The sequence below is a fragment of the Hymenobacter sp. HSC-4F20 genome, assembly GCF_019599275.1.
GTDB lineage: Bacteria > Bacteroidota > Bacteroidia > Cytophagales > Hymenobacteraceae > Hymenobacter.
In genome coordinates this window covers 1-15,421 of sequence record NZ_JAHZTD010000008.1, presented here as the reverse complement: position 1 = coordinate 15,421, position 15,421 = coordinate 1, and the positions used below count along the sequence as shown (strand labels likewise).

Annotated in this window: 20 protein-coding genes; 7 read left to right on the top strand and 13 right to left on the bottom strand. The window is 62.8% G+C overall.

The features are described 5' to 3' along the window. Positions 1 to 217: 217 nt before the first annotated feature. From K3G63_RS21760 to K3G63_RS21730, 7 genes are all read right to left on the bottom strand, one after another. Entirely contained in the window at positions 218 to 3,250 is a 3,033-nt protein-coding gene (locus K3G63_RS21760; RefSeq protein WP_220616261.1) for a PAS domain-containing protein, read from the bottom strand. A 30-nt stretch (positions 3,251 to 3,280) separates the two neighbouring features. Then, positions 3,281 to 3,427, bottom strand: coding sequence for an ATP-binding protein (locus K3G63_RS21755; RefSeq protein WP_259404637.1), 147 nt, complete (start codon positions 3,425 to 3,427; stop codon positions 3,281 to 3,283). Positions 3,428 to 3,468: 41 nt separating this feature from the next. After that, positions 3,469 to 3,837 (bottom strand): sensor histidine kinase KdpD, encoded by a 369-nt coding sequence (locus K3G63_RS21750; RefSeq protein WP_220616259.1) that lies wholly within the window; start codon positions 3,835 to 3,837, stop codon positions 3,469 to 3,471. Next, a complete protein-coding gene (locus K3G63_RS21745; protein WP_220616258.1) occupies positions 3,810 to 4,073 on the bottom strand; it encodes a hypothetical protein in 264 nt (87 codons plus the stop codon). Before K3G63_RS21745 ends, K3G63_RS21750 begins: the two co-directional genes overlap by 28 nt. Positions 4,074 to 4,103: 30 nt before the next feature. Beyond that, positions 4,104 to 4,286, bottom strand: a complete 183-nt coding sequence (locus tag K3G63_RS21740; RefSeq protein WP_220616257.1) for a hypothetical protein — start codon at positions 4,284 to 4,286, stop codon at positions 4,104 to 4,106. 353 nt (positions 4,287 to 4,639) lie between these two features. Continuing rightward, the gene (locus tag K3G63_RS21735) at positions 4,640 to 5,551 is read right to left on the bottom strand and encodes a universal stress protein (RefSeq protein WP_220616256.1); all 912 of its coding nucleotides are present in this window, start codon (positions 5,549 to 5,551) and stop codon (positions 4,640 to 4,642) included. 29 nt (positions 5,552 to 5,580) lie between these two features. Next, positions 5,581 to 5,820 carry a hypothetical protein gene (locus tag K3G63_RS21730; RefSeq protein ID WP_220616255.1) on the bottom strand — a complete coding sequence of 80 codons (240 nt, stop codon included), beginning with the start codon at positions 5,818 to 5,820 and terminating at the stop codon, positions 5,581 to 5,583. 179 nt (positions 5,821 to 5,999) lie between these two features. Between K3G63_RS21730 and K3G63_RS21725 the strand changes: the two genes are divergently transcribed. Both K3G63_RS21725 and K3G63_RS21720 read left to right on the top strand, forming a co-directional pair. After that, entirely contained in the window at positions 6,000 to 6,590 is a 591-nt protein-coding gene (locus K3G63_RS21725; protein WP_220616254.1) for a Crp/Fnr family transcriptional regulator, read from the top strand. 74 nt (positions 6,591 to 6,664) lie between these two features. Further along, a complete protein-coding gene (locus K3G63_RS21720; protein ID WP_220616253.1) occupies positions 6,665 to 7,432 on the top strand; it encodes a hypothetical protein in 768 nt (255 codons plus the stop codon). Here K3G63_RS21720 and ccoS read toward each other — a convergent pair. From ccoS to K3G63_RS21705, 3 genes are read right to left on the bottom strand one after another with little or no spacing between them, the layout of a single operon-like run. Beyond that, entirely contained in the window at positions 7,360 to 7,533 is a 174-nt protein-coding gene (ccoS, locus tag K3G63_RS21715) for a cbb3-type cytochrome oxidase assembly protein CcoS (protein ID WP_220616252.1), read from the bottom strand. The two genes, K3G63_RS21720 and ccoS, sit on opposite strands and share 73 nt — an antisense overlap. 12 nt (positions 7,534 to 7,545) lie before the next feature. Next, on the bottom strand, positions 7,546 to 7,719 hold the full coding sequence (locus K3G63_RS21710; RefSeq protein ID WP_220616251.1) for a hypothetical protein: 174 nt from the start codon (positions 7,717 to 7,719) through the stop codon (positions 7,546 to 7,548). A 15-nt stretch (positions 7,720 to 7,734) separates the two neighbouring features. Beyond that, positions 7,735 to 8,325, bottom strand: coding sequence for an HAD family hydrolase (locus K3G63_RS21705; RefSeq protein WP_220616250.1), 591 nt, complete (start codon positions 8,323 to 8,325; stop codon positions 7,735 to 7,737). 500 nt (positions 8,326 to 8,825) lie between these two features. On the opposite strand from K3G63_RS21705, the gene K3G63_RS21700 reads away from it, so the two are divergent. The 3 genes from K3G63_RS21700 to K3G63_RS21690 all read left to right on the top strand — a co-directional run bounded on the left by K3G63_RS21700 (position 8,826) and on the right by K3G63_RS21690 (position 11,114). Beyond that, on the top strand, positions 8,826 to 9,320 hold the full coding sequence (locus tag K3G63_RS21700; protein ID WP_220616249.1) for a hypothetical protein: 495 nt from the start codon (positions 8,826 to 8,828) through the stop codon (positions 9,318 to 9,320). Positions 9,321 to 9,409: 89 nt separating this feature from the next. After that, positions 9,410 to 10,300, top strand: a complete 891-nt coding sequence (locus tag K3G63_RS21695) for an AraC family transcriptional regulator (protein ID WP_220616248.1) — start codon at positions 9,410 to 9,412, stop codon at positions 10,298 to 10,300. Between the two features lie 76 nt (positions 10,301 to 10,376). Beyond that, positions 10,377 to 11,114 (top strand): SDR family oxidoreductase, encoded by a 738-nt coding sequence (locus tag K3G63_RS21690; protein WP_220616247.1) that lies wholly within the window; start codon positions 10,377 to 10,379, stop codon positions 11,112 to 11,114. Positions 11,115 to 11,251: 137 nt separating this feature from the next. Here K3G63_RS21690 and K3G63_RS21685 read toward each other — a convergent pair whose 3' ends face one another. Then, positions 11,252 to 12,307, bottom strand: a complete 1,056-nt coding sequence (locus tag K3G63_RS21685; protein WP_220616246.1) for a response regulator — start codon at positions 12,305 to 12,307, stop codon at positions 11,252 to 11,254. Next, on the bottom strand, positions 12,285 to 13,940 hold the full coding sequence (locus tag K3G63_RS21680) for a PAS domain-containing sensor histidine kinase (protein WP_310794620.1): 1,656 nt from the start codon (positions 13,938 to 13,940) through the stop codon (positions 12,285 to 12,287). The genes K3G63_RS21685 and K3G63_RS21680 overlap by 23 nt, the downstream gene beginning before the upstream one ends. A 130-nt stretch (positions 13,941 to 14,070) precedes the next feature. Between K3G63_RS21680 and K3G63_RS21675 the strand changes: the two genes are divergently transcribed. Continuing rightward, positions 14,071 to 14,391, top strand: a complete 321-nt coding sequence (locus K3G63_RS21675; RefSeq protein WP_220616245.1) for a thioredoxin — start codon at positions 14,071 to 14,073, stop codon at positions 14,389 to 14,391. Between the two features lie 225 nt (positions 14,392 to 14,616). Continuing rightward, on the top strand, positions 14,617 to 14,997 hold the full coding sequence (locus K3G63_RS21670; RefSeq protein WP_220616244.1) for a hypothetical protein: 381 nt from the start codon (positions 14,617 to 14,619) through the stop codon (positions 14,995 to 14,997). A gap of 152 nt (positions 14,998 to 15,149) precedes the next feature. On the opposite strand, the gene K3G63_RS21665 is transcribed toward K3G63_RS21670, so the two are convergent. Continuing rightward, positions 15,150 to 15,299: a hypothetical protein gene (locus tag K3G63_RS21665; protein ID WP_220616243.1), complete on the bottom strand. Its 150-nt coding sequence runs from the start codon at positions 15,297 to 15,299 to the stop codon at positions 15,150 to 15,152. Positions 15,300 to 15,421 lie beyond the last annotated feature (122 nt).

The following is a 15,421-nucleotide window of genomic DNA, read 5'->3' as shown; positions in this document are numbered from 1 at the left end:
CCTTGGAAGAGGCCCTGCCCAGCAGCACCCGCTGCGAAGACGAAGACGTGTACATGCGCTTAAGTCAGGGCAGTACCTTCCGGCCCTTTTTGCCTCATGCGCGCCGGTCAGGTCAACATCTCGTCAAGCAGCATCTACCACCCCGCCGTGCATTACACCGAGCCGGCGGCTCGCTTGGGGACGCTGCCGGGCAGGCCTGGGTTGGCGGGGGCGAATCTCAGGCGGGAAAGTACACGGTAAAGCAGGAGCCGACGCCCACCTCGCTTTCCACCTCGATCAGGCCCCCGGCGTTGTCAACCATGCGCTTGACCATGTACAAGCCAATGCCCGTGCCCGGCACGTGGCTGTGCAGGCGCCGAAACAACTGGAACAGGTCGGCGTGCTTCCCCGCCTCAATGCCCAGCCCGTTGTCCTGCACCCGCAGCAGCGTGTAGCCCTGCTGCGCCTGGCAGCTGATGCGCACCTGCGGGGCGCGGGCCGGGTGGCGGTATTTCACCGCGTTGCTGAGCAGGTTGTAGACCACCGAGCGCAGGTTCTTGGCCGAAAAGCACACGCGCGCAGTCGGCCCTACCTCCAGCAGCACCTGCGCCCCGGCCGCGGCCAGCACCGGGCGCAGGTCGCGCCGCACGTCCTCGAGCACCGGCAGCAGCAGCACCTCGGCCACGGGCTCGGCGTGCTGCTTCTGCAGCTTGATCACGTCGCTCAGCTGCTCGATCGTGCGCTGGAACCGCGCCACCGACTCCTGCATCATGCCCAGCAGCGGCCCCACGTCGTAGGTGTGCTGCACGGGGGCGGGGAGCTGGGCCTGCAGGGCGTGGATCAGCCCCTCGATGTTGGTGATGGGGGCCTTCAGATCGTGCGAGGCCGTGTAGATGAACGTGTCCAGGTCCGTGTTCAGGCGCAGCAGCTGGGCGTTGAAGGCTTCCAGCTGCTGCTGGGAGGCGCGCAGGTCCTGCTCCACTTCTTTGGCCTTTGTGATGTCGAGTACGAACTCGACACACTCGCCGGTGCTCAGGCGCTTGCCGGCAAACAAGCCCCACCAACGCGAGCCGTCCGGGCGGATGTACTGCTTTTCGTAGGGCGTATTCTGGCCCTGCGTCAGCAGCTCATGCTGGGAGCGGCGCGTGGCATCCATAAACTCCGGTGGCGTCACTTCGTCCCAGCGCACCCGACCACTGACAAAGTCTGCGCGCGAGTAGCCGCTCATGCGCTGGAAGGCCGCGTTGGCGTCGTGGATGCCCCCCTGCAGGTCAAAGAAGATGACCCCGACCGTGTCGATGGACAAGGCCTGCTGCAGCCGCTCTTCCGACTGCCGCAAGGCCGTTTCGGCTTGTTGGCGGTCGGTGATGTCGTAGCTCACGGCCAGCGCCCCATCCACTTGCCCGGCGGCGTTGTGCAGCGGCACGCCGCGGGTCAGGAACATGCGGCCGTAGGCTTCCAGCTCCACGGCAAAGGCCTGGCCGGCCAGCGCGGACCGGTAGTAGGGTTCGTGCTGCGCCCACAAGTCCGGCGGCATGACCTCGCGCACAGAACGGCCCAGCAGGTCGGCCGGCGCAAACCCGGCGGCGCGCAGGGCCTCACCTTCGGCCAACTGGTAGCGCAGGTCCCGGTCGACCACGAATACGGCACCGCCGGGCAGGTTTTCCATCAGGGCCCGCTGGCGCTGCTCGCTGGCCTGCAGGGCTTCTCCAGTGCGCTTGCGGACGTCAATGTCGATGATGACCGTTATGTGGCCATCTACCTCTCCCCGGTTATCCTGCAACGGCACGGAACTGACCTGCGTCCAGACTTCCTGGCCGTCGTCTTGCGTGTAGCGCATCTCCGTACCCGGCACCACCTTCTCACCCCGGAGCGCCCGGGCCCCGGGAAACTCGCTGCGCGGCAGCGGCTGGCCGTCCGGGTAGTAGGCGCGCCAGCGCGCGTGTTGTGTCTCGTCGCGCGAAGGCATGATGCCGTTCGGCAGGTAGCGCTGCATCCGGGGGTTGGCCAGCGTAAGCTGGCCCCGGACGTCAAAGACCCCAACCCCCACGGGCAAGGCGTCAAATACCGCGGCCAGCTTGACCTCGCTCGTGCGCAGGGCGGCTTCGGTTTGCTTGCGGGCGGTGATGTCGCGGAAAAACACCGACAAGCCGCCCTCGCGGCCCGGGTAGATAAGGACGTCGATCCAAGTGCCGAGCAGGGGCGACACGGTTTCGTAGTGCACCGGCTCGCCGGTTTGCTGCACCAGGTGGTGCTGGCGGTAGGACTCGCTGCCGACGGCCCCCGGAAACTCCGTCCAGTAGTGCCGGCCGATGAGCGCGGCCTGGTCGCGGCCCCAGAGCCGGGCGGCCCGCTGGTTGACGTAGGTGAAGCGGAAGTCCGCGTCGAGCGCGTAAAACGCGTCGGTAGTGCTTTCCAGGATGTCGACGACCTGTTCGTGGGCACGCCGCAGGGCTTCCTCGGCGCGACGGCGCTCGGTCACGGGCTGAGTGCGCCCGCCCACGGCCTCCACCGACCCATCGGCGGCAAACAGGGGCACCAACGTGTACTCGTAGTAGCCCGTTTCACCGACTGGGCTGCTGTACGGCGTTTCGTCCGAGACACTCTGCTGGGTGCTAATCACGTGCTGGATCTGCGCCTGCAGCCGGGCGGCGAGTTCCTGGGGGTAGTTCAGATCGTGAAAGTTCTTGCCCACAGCCTGCTCCAGCGTCAGCCCCCACAAGGCCAGCAAGGGTTGGTTGGCATAGCGAAAGCGTCCCTCCAAGTCGAACAGGTAAACGTATTCCTGCAGCCCCGCCAGCACGGCGTCCACGCTCTCCATCTGGCGGCGCTCCTGCAGTTGCTGGTATAGCGGCTCGGCGGGGCCGGCAGGCGCTGGTTCCTTCGTCGCTGAAGTGGGTTCTGCCGGCGCAGCCTGAACGCTGAGCAGCAGCCCCGCATCCAGGCGCTGTGCCGTCAGGTGCAGCGGCGTGGCCGCGGGCTGCACCCGGGCGCGGGCCGGCTCCCCCGTGCGCAACGTGGGCTCGTACCACGCGGGGCTGCCGCCTGCGGGCACCCCGAGCCATTGCCGGTACGTGACGGCGGGCTGGGCGGGCAGCTGCAGCAGGCGCTGCGCTGCCGGGTTCAGGTAGGTAAACGCCAGGTCTGGAACTTGGCCGACAGTATCTGTTATTGGGGTGCAGAAAACCAGCCCGGTATCCGGCAGATCGAGCAGAGCCGGCAACAGCGACGGTGACGCAACAGGAATAGTAAGGGAAAAAGCCGGGTCCACAGGCAGAAAAAGCGACGAGAAGAGTTACGGTTAGGGCGCGCTCCGACGGGCCGGCAGCTCAATAACAAATGTACTGCCTTCGTCTTCGGTGCTGGTAAAGCGAATAAGCCCCCCGTGCAGTTCCACGATGGTCTGGATAATGGACATGCCCAGCCCCGTAGTTTTCTCGTCCCGCAGGCCGGGCCGGCGGGCCTTGGTGAACTTTCAAATACGATCGGCTACAGCGCCGCGGGTATACCCACGCCCGTGTCGGTCACGCGCACGACCACCCGGTCCGCCAGCTGTTCCAGGCTCAGGGCAATGCGGCCGCCGTCGGGCGTGAACTTGATGGCATTGGAAATCAAGGTGTTGTCAACCTGCTGAAACCTGTTGATGTCCACGCTCATGTACACAGGCAGCGCCGGGGCCTGGAAAAGGAAGTGAAAGTAGGTGTGCCGCTCGGAGCGCTGGTACTCGTCCATGATGGCGGGGAGCCACCCGACCAGGTCGGTGCGCTCCTTCTTGAGTACTACCTGCGACGATTCCAGAAACTCGTTGTCGACAAAGTCGCGGAGTAGGTTCACGCCCTCCGTGCAGGCGCGCTGCATGAGCAGCAGCTGCTGGTGTCGGTGCTGCGGCCCGGCACCTCGTAGCGCAGCTCCTCGGTGAGCTGCTGCAACAGTGCCAGGGGGGAAGCTAACTCGTGGAAGAAGATTTCGAGCGTGGCGTCTTTCTTGGTGGTAAATTTCTCGGCGTTGATGCTGGTTTCCTTGGAACGGGTCATGTCCAGCACCGTCCCGCTCAAGTACACCTGCCCGTCGGACAGTCCTTCCCGGGCAGCCAACGTGCACAGCCCCTGGGGGCTCCCGTCGGGTCAGCGCCAGCGCACTTCCACGTTCTGCACCAACTCCCCGCGCATGCGCTGGCGCAGGTGCAGTAAGTCGTCGGGATGGACGCGCTCCAGCCAGCCGGGCAAATCTTTGTTCACGTTTTCCTTGGTCCTACCCCCTACCTGCTCGTAGGCCTGACTACCATACACCATCCGTTTCTCGTGCACGTGGCAAGCAAAATGCACCGTTTTGCCCCGGTCGAGCAGGGAGCTGAATAACAGTGGCTAAGTGGTCATGCGCGGTGCTACGTAGACGTAAAGTTACTCAGATGCCAGCAGCCGTTTGGTAGTATCTACCCAGTGGTAGCAGCTTGTATTTCGGCCAGTATCACCGCTAAAATGGCTTCCCCTGGCTTATCCAGCAGGTCAGTCACGCGCAGCACTTCGGCAACGGTAAAAGTGGCGGCGGCAGTCTCGCGCTGCTGATGGTGCGGTGAGTCACCCGCAAGTGTTCCATCAGTTCGCGCTCGGCAGACTGGTACCGGCTGTGGCGCAGTTGAAATTGGTTAAGTGCGCTACGCCTAGTGCACGGCAGCATGGCTGGGCAGGAGCCGGGCCGGCTGTTCGCGCTCCAGGCGCTCGGCACACTTCTCGCAGCAGGCACCGGCCGTTGGGCGCTCGGCAGCACGTAGAACCAGCACCGGAATCTGGGTGTGGTAGGCGCGGGTGGTGGTGTAGCACCTATCGAAATACTGCAGTACCTGGGCCGGGCTACCAGGCGCGATGATGAGCAGTTGGGCCTGGGTGCGGGCGCAGAACTCGCTGCTGCCTTCCAGCGGAGCATCGTCTTCGAGCAGGTGGGGAGTAGTGAGCGGCCAGGTAAGGTGGGCAGCGGCCTGGGTTACGGCTTGCTTGAGCTGCCGGCGTTGGGGCCGCTGCGTGGGCGAGTAGAACTGTACCAAATCCAGGGAAACCGGAAACGCCTCGTGCAGGGCCGATAAGCGGGGTAGCACGCTCAGGGGGAGGGTAGCAAAATCGGCGGTAAAGGCTACACGGTTGGGCAGGGTCCGGCGGCCGGGCGGCACCACCAGCACCGGGCAGCTCACCAGTTCGGTAATGGCAGCGGCGTGGTTGCCGGGGGAAGCTTGCCGGTTGCCGTCAATATGTTCCAGCCCCATCACGACCAGGTTGGCGGCGCAGCGGGCGGCTTCTGTAGCAGCGTGGTCGTGGAGGCAGCCTGCTAGCACGCGGTAGCGGTAGCGGATGCGGCGGCCATCCTGGCGCGTGAGCTGCTGGTAGCGCAGGCGTTCCACCAGGCTGCGCAGGCGCTGTTCCTGCTCGGGCAGGTTGGTGGCAGGCTGGCCTGGTCCGGCACCGGGGTAACAGTAGAGCAGCACGATTTCCGCGGGCCAGCGCACGGCCAGCTTGTTAGCGTAGGCCAGGGTATGCTCAGCGGCTGCCGTGTGGTCGAGCGGAACAAGAATAGTTTTCATGAAGGGGCGTAATCCGGTGGTGGAAGAAGTTAGTGGCGGTAGTGCACGCTGCGGGGATGCGTAGCAGAAGCCGGAGCCGCGACGAGCCAGGCCTGAAGGCGAGGACTGAGGTAAGGAATGCCCAGCCCCAAGCCGCGCACACTAAAGAGCACGGCCAGCAAGGAGGCCGCATCGGGCACCACCTGCCGGAGCTTGGCGCGCCAGTACAGCGGCACCAGCCGCCCCGTGCGCGACAAGGCCAGCATGCGGGGTAGGGCTTCGACTTGCATAGCCTTCAGGAGGGAGAGGTGTTGTACTCCAAAGGTCCTGCGGGGCTAGGTGCGAAAAGATGACGAAAGTCAGCCGTAGGGTTGATTGATGTCAGGCAGCCAGCACCGGAAGCGCCGAAAAAAGCAGGGGCAATTGTCCGGTTCGTTCGGCGTTGTAGCTTGCGGGGCAACAGCTCGTTATGACCTCGGAAGCCCTAATCCAGTTTTTTCTAAGCACCGGCCGGATGAATGCCGCTCAGGCTGCCGACGTGGCCACCAGCTTCTCGCCCCGGCACCTGGCCCGGCACGATTTTCTGTTGCGGGCGGGCACCATCAGCGACGAGTATTTCTTTCTGGAGAGCGGCATCGTACGCGCCTTTGCCCATGATGCCGACGGCAACGAGGTAACCACCGGGTTGTATTCGGCCGGGCAGGTGGCCCTGGAGGTGTCGTCGTTTTTCAACCGTACGCCCAGCCCGGAGCATTTGCAGGCCCTTACCGACTGCCAGGGCTGGTGTATCACCTATGCGCAACTCAACGGCCTGTTTCACGCCCGGCCGGAATTTCGGGAGTTTGGCCGCGGGCTGCTGGTGCGGGAGCTGGCCCGGCTCAAAACCCGCCTACTGGCCCTGTCCACCGCTACGGCTGCGGTCCGCTACGAAGCCTTGCTGAAAAGCAGCCCCGAAATCCTGCAGCAGGTGCCCCTGAAGTATGTGGCTTCCTACCTGGGCATCACAGATTCTTCGTTGAGCCGCATCCGGTCCGGCAGCCGCGGCGCCGAGCCGGCCTGATTTCTTGTCATTTGACAAGTGCCCGGGCCCGGGCGTAGCGCTTCCTTTGTGGCTACTACTTTGTCCGCTTTAGTATGGAGAATGTACCTGCTACTCTTGGGCTGGCTTTCGGGCTAATTGCCGCCGCTACCGTATGGCTGTTTTACCGAGCCGCTCACTATTCTCGCCGTACGCTGATGGTGCTTCTTGCCTGGCTGCTGCTGCAGGCCGGGGTAGGCCTAAGCGGGTTCTACACGTCCACTGCGGCCATACCGCCCCGGCTGGTGCTGGCGGTAGTTCCGCCCTTACTGCTTACCACGGGGCTGCTAGGCACCACAGCCGGCAGGGCCTACCTGGATAGGCTGCACCTTGGTTACCTCACCTTGCTGCATACCGTGCGCCTGCCGGTGGAGCTGGTGCTGCTAGGGCTTTTTCACTACGGCGCAGTACCCCGACTAATGACCTTCGAGGGGTACAACTGGGATATTTTTTCGGGCCTGAGTGCTCCGGTAGTGTACCTGCTGGCTTTCTATGGAAAGCCGTTCAGCTCTAAAGCTCTGTTGCGCTGGAACGGACTATGCTTGGTATTACTGATCAATATTGTAGTTCGTGCGGTGCTGTCGGTGCCTTCACCTGTGCAGCAGCTGGCATTTGAGCAGCCTAACGTAGCCGTACTTTATTTTCCTTTTGTATGGCTGCCTGCCTGTGTAGTGCCACTGGTGCTGGTGGCTCACCTGGCGGCTATTCGGCAGTTAATGAAAAAAAGCTCTGTAGATGCAACGGGCTGGGTTCAGGCAGTACGCGGAGCACGCACCTGTTCGGGCTCTTCCTCCTCAAGCAGCCTACGCACGGAAGGCATGTAGTCATCCTCGTACTGGCCCGAGCGCACGGCCCACAGGAAGCCACCCGGAAAGGTGAGGGCCACCAGCAGGCTGCTACCGATAAGCAAAAAGATACTGTTCATGAGCGGGCAGGGTTAGAGGCGGCGCCGGTAAGCAGCGTAGCGCACCAGCAGGGTAGCAAACACCATCACGCGCAGAGACCTAACGGGCATTAGAATAGCCGACACGATGGGGGTAAAGCGCCCCTGCGCGGCCAGGCCCCGCCCGATGCCGTTGTAGCAGAACGACAGCACGAACGTGCCCAGCACCACCTGCAGGCAGCCTTAGGGAAACGGCAGGAACGTGCTGAGTTGCCCGAAGCTGCCGGCGTCCAGGATGGCGTCGCAGGCGGGAGAGAAGTTGGTGAGCGTGTCGGTGAAGGCAATACCGGCGTCGGCCTGCTGCCGGGCGCCGGCGTCGTTGAGCCCGTCGCCGACCATGATGACGGTGCGGCCCTGCTGCCGGAGCCGGGCCACGTAATCGAGCTTTTGCTGGGGCGACTGGCGGAAGCGCAGTTCCGTTTCGGGGCCAAACAGCTCGTGCAGGCGGTCCTGCCCGGTGTCATTGTCGCCGGACAGCACGGCCAGGCGGTAGTGCCGGCTCAGCTCAGTAAGGATTGGGCGCAACTCCTCGCGGTACGCATTGCGTAGCAGGTAGCAGCCTTGCGTCCCGTCCGCGCTGATATACACGCGGAACAGCAACCCATCCGTGGTAGCGGTTGATTCAGCAGCGGGCGTTTCAGCCGCCGGGGCGAAACTTCCTACCCCCACGAAAGCGGCCAAGCATACCCGCACTTCCCACCCGTGTACCCAGCCCCGCAGGCCCTGGCCCGGCACCTCCTGGAACTCCTGAACCGGCGGGTGGCTGGCCGGCACTCAGCTTTCAGGCGCTGACTTAATGAGTGAGTGCAATGCCTGACCACCGCCGCAATAGCTTCCTGTTGGGCTAGGGTGAGGGCGGGACCCACGTATTCTACTGCCGAGCGTTTTACGTCCGTTAGGGTGCCGGTTTTGTCGAAGACAGCCCCGGGCACTGATCAGTAGCACCGGAAAACTCAGCTCCAGGCTCAGCCTTGCAGCCCCGGCAGCAGAAAGGCAGCTCCGGCCGGGCCAGCAGCCGGATGGGCTGGTCGGGGCAGGCGTCGCCGCAGTGGGCGCAGGCCACGCGGACGGGGTAGGAGTAGGGGAAAAAGTCGGCACGGATACAGGCAGCTGATGTAGGCCCAAAGCTCCCTCGGTTCGCGCGCTCCACACCTGACGAAAATCAGTTCCCCTTGATTCATCTCACTATCTTCCTACCCCCAGCCCCCGGCCCGAACCCTCATCTTTGGGGCTGTGTTCTGGTCGCCGGAACTGTCTGTACTGAAATAGTTGCTATGTCCCGCTCCCGCGCTACGTCTTCCTTGTTGCTGGTGCTGGCCCTGTTCGTCTGGGCTGGCATGGTGGCCGGCATTTCCTTTCTGGAGGCACCGCTCAAATTCACTGCGCCCCGCATTACTATTCCGCTAGGGCTGGGTATTGGCCGCATCGTGTTTGCCGCTTTAAACAAGGTAGAGCTGACGTTGGCCGCCGTGGCTGTGACGAGTGCCCTCTGCCTGCGGGTTCCCGCGCGCCTGGGTGGAGCGCTGGGGGTAGTGGTAACCATTCTGGCGCTGCAAACGCTTTGGCTGCTGCCGGCCCTGGATGTGCGGGCCCTGGCTTTGCTGGCCGGCCAGCCGGCCCCGCCCAACTCCCTGCACATGGTGTACATTGGGCTGGAAGTGCTGAAACTACTCCTGTTGCTGCTCACCGGCGCGTGGGTGCATGGGTGGTCGTTGCGGGTAGCGCGCGGGCAGGAACTCAACCACCGCGCCGCCCAGCAGACAGCCTAGCGTATTCCCCGGCAAAAGGAGGATGGCCGCTACCTCCTCCATTGGGAAGAAGGTAGCGGCCATCCTCCGGAAAAAAGTAGTTTTGGGCTATGTACATGCTCAAAAGCCCGCAGCTCGTGCCTACCTACCCGTTTGAGCGGGATGAGGCAGCTGGGAACAGCGCCTTCACCATCACCCGCTCCGAGGGCGGGCTGGTCTACGAAGAGGACCTGCTGAAACCGCACCGGAAGGCATACTACCTGCTGGTGTTTGTAAAGCATAACACTGGCCGCCACTGGGCAGATATGACTGCCTATGAGCATGTAGACAATACGTTTTACTTCACCACGCCCCACCAGGTGCTGGTCAAAGAGGAGCCTACCCCCTTCTGGGGCAGCTACCTGACGTTCACCAACGAGTTTTTGGCCCTGCAGCAGAACGCCGCTTTGCGTGAGCTGCCCATCATCCAAAACCCTTATAATGGGCACGAGCTGCGGCTGACTGCGGCGGATGCAGCTTTTGTAGAGGATGCGCTGGATAAAATTCAGGGTGAATACACCCGCCCCGGCGAGTGGCAGCACCGCATGCTGAGCGCCCACCTGGCCGTGCTGCTTACCTACCTAAGCCGCTTGTACACCCAGCAGTTTGCCGCCGATGAGCCCTCGGCTGAAAAGCTCTTGCTCAAGACGTATCAGGCCAAGATTGAGGAATGCTACCGGGAGCTGCACGAGGTAGGGGCCTACGCCTCCCTGCTCCATATTTCGGCCGGACACCTGAGCGAGGTAGTAAAAGCCCAGAGCGGGAAATCGGCCATTAAGCATATTCATGAGCGGCTGGTGCTGGAAGCCCGGCGTCTACTGTTTTACACTCCCTATTCGCTCAAGGAAATTGCCTTCGACCTGGGGTTTGCCGATGCCTCCTACTTCAACCGCTTCTTTAAGCGCGAAACCGGCGTCACCCCGGCGGAGTACCGCGCTACCATCCGGGAAATGTACCAGTAATACCGCAGAATAGGTACCAGCGGCGCGCAGGGTGCCAGGTAGTTTTGTGCCATTCATTCACCGGCTAAAAACCACCATGAAGACAGCACTTATTACCGGCGCCAACAAGAGTATTGGCTTTGAAACTGCGCGCCAACTCCTGCAAAACGGCTATACCGTGTACCTGGGCAGCCGCGACCTGCAAAAGGGACAACAGGCCGCTGAGCGGCTCAAGTCAGAAGGCCTAACCCAGGTGGAGCCGCTCCAGCTTGATGTAACCGACAGCGCCTCCATTGCCGCCGCCCGCCAGGCTCTGGGGCAGAAAACGCAGGCGTTGGACGTACTCATCAACAACGCCGGCATTCTGGGCGGCATGATGCAGCCCCCACTAGGTACCAGCCTTAGCACCATTCGGGAGGTATTCGATACCAACGTATTTGGGGTGATGGAGGTAACGCAAGCCTTTATCGACCTGCTACGGCAGGCGCCCGCGCCCCGGATTGTGAACGTGACCTCGGGCCTTGGCTCCCTGACCCTACACAATGACCCTTCCTGGAAATACTACCCCGTGAAAGGGGCCGCCTACCAGCCCTCCAAGGCCGCGCTGAACGCCTACACCATCATGCTGGCTTATGAGCTGCGCGACACCCCGTTCAAAGTAAACGCTGTGGACCCCGGCTACACCGCCACCGACTTTAACCACCACAGCGGCCCCGGCTCAGTAACCGATGCCGCCGCCCGCGTGGTGAAAGCCGCCTTGCTAGGCCCGGATGGCCCAACCAGCCAGTTCTTCAGCGACGACAACGCCCCGGAAACCGGCGTAAGCCCGTGGTAAAAAGCAACGGCGCCTACCTCCCTCACAAGGCGGAACCTGAGAGGACAGTAGGCGACATTACCGGCACAGAGAAAATCTAACTAATACAGCTTTGTGCTGCATCAGGACAGGAATCCGGGTGCCGCTGCCGCAGTTGCTTACCAGTTTGGCTGGCGCAGCTTCTGGGGCTGCAGCACCCGGATTCCCTTGCTGGTCAGCTCCACCAAACCGTCCTGCCGGAACTCGCTCAGGGTTCGGATCAAAGATTCCGGGGCGGTGCCTACTACGGCGGCCATGTCGTCGCGGGAGAGTTGGATGAGGGTTTCGGGGGTAGCGCCGGCTTCCTGGTGCATGCGCAGGAGCGTATCGGCTACGCGGCGGCGCAAGGAGTTGTAAGCCATGCCCACCAACTGCTGCTCCCGCTCGCTCACGCGGCCCGCCAGCAGCCGGATAAACTGCTGTCCCACAGTGGGGTTGCGGTGCACCAGCTGGGTAAAGTCTTCGCGCGGAATGTAGAGCAGGGTAGCATCGTCGAGCACCACGGCCGTGTCGTCGTGCGGGGTTTGCTGCAGCAGGGGCAGGTAGCCGAAAAACTCACCGGAGCCGTACACGCCCGTAATCAGCTCCTTGCCAGCGGCGGTGCGCCGTACGGTTTTCACCCTACCCTCCTGCACGAAGTACAGGCGCGTGGGCTCGTCGCCCTCCACGTACACTTCCTGCTTTTTGCGCAGGGCGTGGGGGCGCCGGTCGGCCACCAGGTCGGTGAGCTTGCCCACGGCCGCGGCATCATCCAGAAACTCGTTGAGCGCGCCGGGCTGCTGCAGGTCGTAGTCGGGGCGCAGGTGCTGAAAGCGGTTCAGGCGGCCGGTGATGGCGCTCAGCAGCTCGGTTTCATCAAAGGGCTTCGTCAGGTAATCGTCGGCGCCCAGCTCCATGCCTCGGCGCTGGTCGGTGCGCTCGGTTTTGGCCGTCAGGAAGATGAAAGGCACGCCCGCCAGCTGCGGGTTCTGGTTGAAAATCTGTAGCACCCCGTAGCCATCCAGCACGGGCATCATAATGTCGCACACCACCAGGTCGGGGCGGGTAGCCAGGGCTTTTTCCACGCCGATTTTGCCATTCTCCGCCGTCAGGACCGCGTAACCAGCCAACTCCAGAATTTCGGCGGTGTTTTCGCGGATAAACTCGCTGTCTTCAATCAGCAGAATGGTTTTCATACGGAAGGGTAACAGTAACAGTGGTGCCTACCCCCGGCTGACTCTGCAAGGCAATAGTGCCGCCCATGAGCTCCAAGTAGCGGCCGATGATATACAGCCCCAGACCAGTGCCTGGGATGTTCGTGACGTTACGGGCGCGGAAAAACCGCTCAAATAACTGCTGCTGGTCCTCTGGGGAAATGCCCACGCCCTGGTCCTGCACCCGAATACTTACCTGCCCCTGCTGGCACTGGGCCTGCAAGGCCACCTGCGTGTTTTCGCCGGAATACTTGAGGGCATTGGAGAGCAGGTTAACCAGAATCTTGCGCACCAGCGAGGGGTCGAGGTGCACGGGCCCGGGGCAGGCCAGCTCCAAGGCAATGGTCTGGCCGGTTTTGCGCAGGCCCTGGACATCGGCCACGGTTTCGCGCACCAGGGCCGGGAGGTCTAGGGCTACCGGCCGGGCTTCAATGCGGCCTTCCTCAATGCGGCCCACGGACAGAAACTCCTCCAAAATATCATTGAGGTGGTTGACGGAGGCCCGAATACGCTGCAGGTGACGCAGGCGCTTGTCCTGCTGATCGGTGCCCGGGTACTTCTCAATCAGGGCCGTGGAGGTAAGCACGGCCGTAAGCGGGGTGCGGAATTCGTGGGAGGCCATGCTCACGAAGCGCGACTTCAGCTCGCCCAGCTCCTGCTCGGCCCGCAGCGCCTGGGTAAGCTCCTGGCTACGCTGCTCCAGCTGCTCCAGAGTGCTCAGCAGGGCGTGGGTACGGTCGGCTACTTTCTGCTCCAGCTCGGCGTTGAGGCGCTCCACCCGCTGGCGCTGGGCAATCAGCTCCCGCTCGGCTTCTTTTTTAAAGGTGATGTCGAGGATGTAGGACACCACGTACAACTCCTCATCGAGGTAGAAGTAGCTCAGGCTCACCTCCACCGGGAACACGGAGCCATCTTGGCGCTGGGCCAGCAGGTCGCGGTTGTGGCCCATGCTGCGCACCTGCGGGTGGGCGTTGAAGGAGGCGCGCAGGCGCTCGTGGTGGGGGCCACCCGCTGCTTCGGGTACCAATAGCTCAATGCGCTGGCCCAGCAGCGCCTCGGGCGCGTAGCCGAATAGCTGCTGGGCAAACTGGTTGGCCGACACGATAGTGCCGGGCCGGTCGCAGACGATGATGCCGATGGTGGCGCTGGCAAACACGGCCTCGAAGCGCCGCACACTGTGGGCTAGCTCCCGCTCAGCCTGCTGCAAGCGGCTCTGCTCCGTCAGGCGCACCAGCAGAAAGGGCCGTTCCTCAATCTGGCAGTACGTCAGCTCGGCCTGCGCCCGGAGCAGCGTGCCGTTGTAGCGCCGCACTTCCAGCTCGGCCGCCTGCAGGCCGTGGTGCCGGGCCTGCTCGCAGAGGGCGTGCCACGGCCCCTCGGAGGAGCCTAGCTGCCGGTCGGGGTCAGTGAGTAAGGCCTGCTCCGAGGGATAGGCCAGCAGCTGCCACCCCGCCGCATTTACCTGGGTAAACCAGCCCAGCATTAGGTCATAGAGTCCCACGAACTCCTGGGCGCGGGTGTACAAAAGCTCAGCAAGAAGGGTGGGGTAGGGCGGGGACACCATAAAGCGGGTAGGGGCGAAAAGCAAAACAGCAGCCCCCGATTCGGGCTGCAAGGTAGGCAGGGAGCCAGGTGATACCGCACTCCGGCTCCCTGCTGAAAGTCAGTTGGTCATCTGATCTGCGTCATGCAGGTGCGCTCGGGCTCCCGCTACTTTTACGGCTCTACTCCCCCTTTTGCTGCCCATGCCGGTTTCTTCCCCCGCCCTTGCCCCTCCCAATACGGCCGTGCTGCTGGTGCTGCTGCCCCTGGAGGCAGGCGCAGCCCCACCCACCACGCTGGCTTGGCTGAACGCGCTGCAACAACAGCTCCGACCAGCTATCCGGGTGCTGAAAATTGACGAAGCCAGCCACCCGGTGGTGGTGCGCAGCTTCCGGGCCGCCGAGCTGCCGGCCTGCGTACTGGTGCGGCAGGGTATTGAGCTGTGGCGGCAGCACGGCCTGCCCGTAGGCGAACACTGGGCACCGCTGCTGCTCAGCAAGCTGACCCCGGAGGTGCGCCCCTGAGTTTTTCCAGAAAGATAATGTCCTGACAGCTAACGCACTACTTGTTGTCCTTCTGTGCTGTAACCACTTCCAGACGTGCAAGATGATCCTTGTCATGTTGCGGGGAAGGAGAAGCGGGGAGCTTTGCAGCATCAAAAACGGCTCCGGCGCACGAAGGACACAGCCTTTTTTCCTCCGGGCCGAGTCTAGTCTCACTTCCCCTCTTTTCTTCTTGTTATTGCTGTCATGGCTTATTCAGTTACTAATTCTGCCGGTAAAGTAGTAGATGCCATCCTAACGGATTTGCCGGGCCTGCTTGCTATTGCCGTCGTGGACCTCAACTCGGGCATGAGCCTGGCTTCGCATTCCAATTCACCCGCCATTAACCCCGATACGGCTGCCGCCTACAACACAGAGGTAATCAAGCAGAAGCAAAAAGCCATGGCGGCCCTGAAGCTGCAGGGGGAAGCCATTGACGATGTGCTCGTAACCCTATCCAACCAGCTGCACCTGCTGAAGCTGACGGAGGCAGGCACCAAATTTATTTACCTAGTGGTGAATGCGCGCGACACCAACCTGGCTATTGCCCGCGAAGTACTCCGTACCCACGCTGCGCAGCTCAACTAACCCCTGAGCTGGCGCGTGAGCCGTCCGCTGCCCCGGGTATGGACAGCATCAGTTGCGCATCAGTATTGGCCGGAAATAGGGAATCCTTCCAGCGCCGGGTCAATCATCAGGTTCGTGCCGCGGCTGTTGACGAAGAACTCACCCATGCCCAGCTAGCGCAGGGTAGTCTTGCCCGATGCCTTAAAAGCCGCAGCCCCGAAGGCTTGCATCGTGGGCGCAGTAGCCTGGTATTTCTTCGGCTCGGGCGAGGTGGCGCCGGTAGTAGTCTGCACCCGCAGGCCCAGAACGGAAGCGGCTGACACACCCAATGGCAGGGCTAGTGCTTTGGCACCAGCAAGGGCGCGTCGTACGCCAGGGAATTCGGCGGCGCGTAGAGTTAGGTGCACTCAGGCCGGGGATGCGCGTCGTGTGTCACCTGCAGACC

Bases quoted from the DNA above. Each gene is read 5' to 3' on its own strand.
- K3G63_RS21750 (WP_220616259.1), bottom strand. From the start codon at position 3,837: ATGCAGCGCGCCTGCACGGAGGGCGTGAACCTACTCCGCGACTTTGTC.
- K3G63_RS21735 (WP_220616256.1), bottom strand. From the start codon at position 5,551: ATGAAAACTATTCTTGTTCCGCTCGACCACACGGCAGCCGCTGAGCAT.
- K3G63_RS21730 (WP_220616255.1), bottom strand. From the start codon at position 5,820: ATGCAAGTCGAAGCCCTACCCCGCATGCTGGCCTTGTCGCGCACGGGG.
- K3G63_RS21725 (WP_220616254.1), top strand. From the start codon at position 6,000: ATGACCTCGGAAGCCCTAATCCAGTTTTTTCTAAGCACCGGCCGGATG.
- K3G63_RS21720 (WP_220616253.1), top strand. From the start codon at position 6,665: ATGGAGAATGTACCTGCTACTCTTGGGCTGGCTTTCGGGCTAATTGCC.
- ccoS (WP_220616252.1), bottom strand. From the start codon at position 7,533: ATGAACAGTATCTTTTTGCTTATCGGTAGCAGCCTGCTGGTGGCCCTC.
- K3G63_RS21700 (WP_220616249.1), top strand. From the start codon at position 8,826: ATGTCCCGCTCCCGCGCTACGTCTTCCTTGTTGCTGGTGCTGGCCCTG.
- K3G63_RS21695 (WP_220616248.1), top strand. From the start codon at position 9,410: ATGTACATGCTCAAAAGCCCGCAGCTCGTGCCTACCTACCCGTTTGAG.
- K3G63_RS21690 (WP_220616247.1), top strand. From the start codon at position 10,377: ATGAAGACAGCACTTATTACCGGCGCCAACAAGAGTATTGGCTTTGAA.
- K3G63_RS21685 (WP_220616246.1), bottom strand. From the start codon at position 12,307: ATGAAAACCATTCTGCTGATTGAAGACAGCGAGTTTATCCGCGAAAAC.
- K3G63_RS21675 (WP_220616245.1), top strand. From the start codon at position 14,071: ATGCCGGTTTCTTCCCCCGCCCTTGCCCCTCCCAATACGGCCGTGCTG.
- K3G63_RS21670 (WP_220616244.1), top strand. From the start codon at position 14,617: ATGGCTTATTCAGTTACTAATTCTGCCGGTAAAGTAGTAGATGCCATC.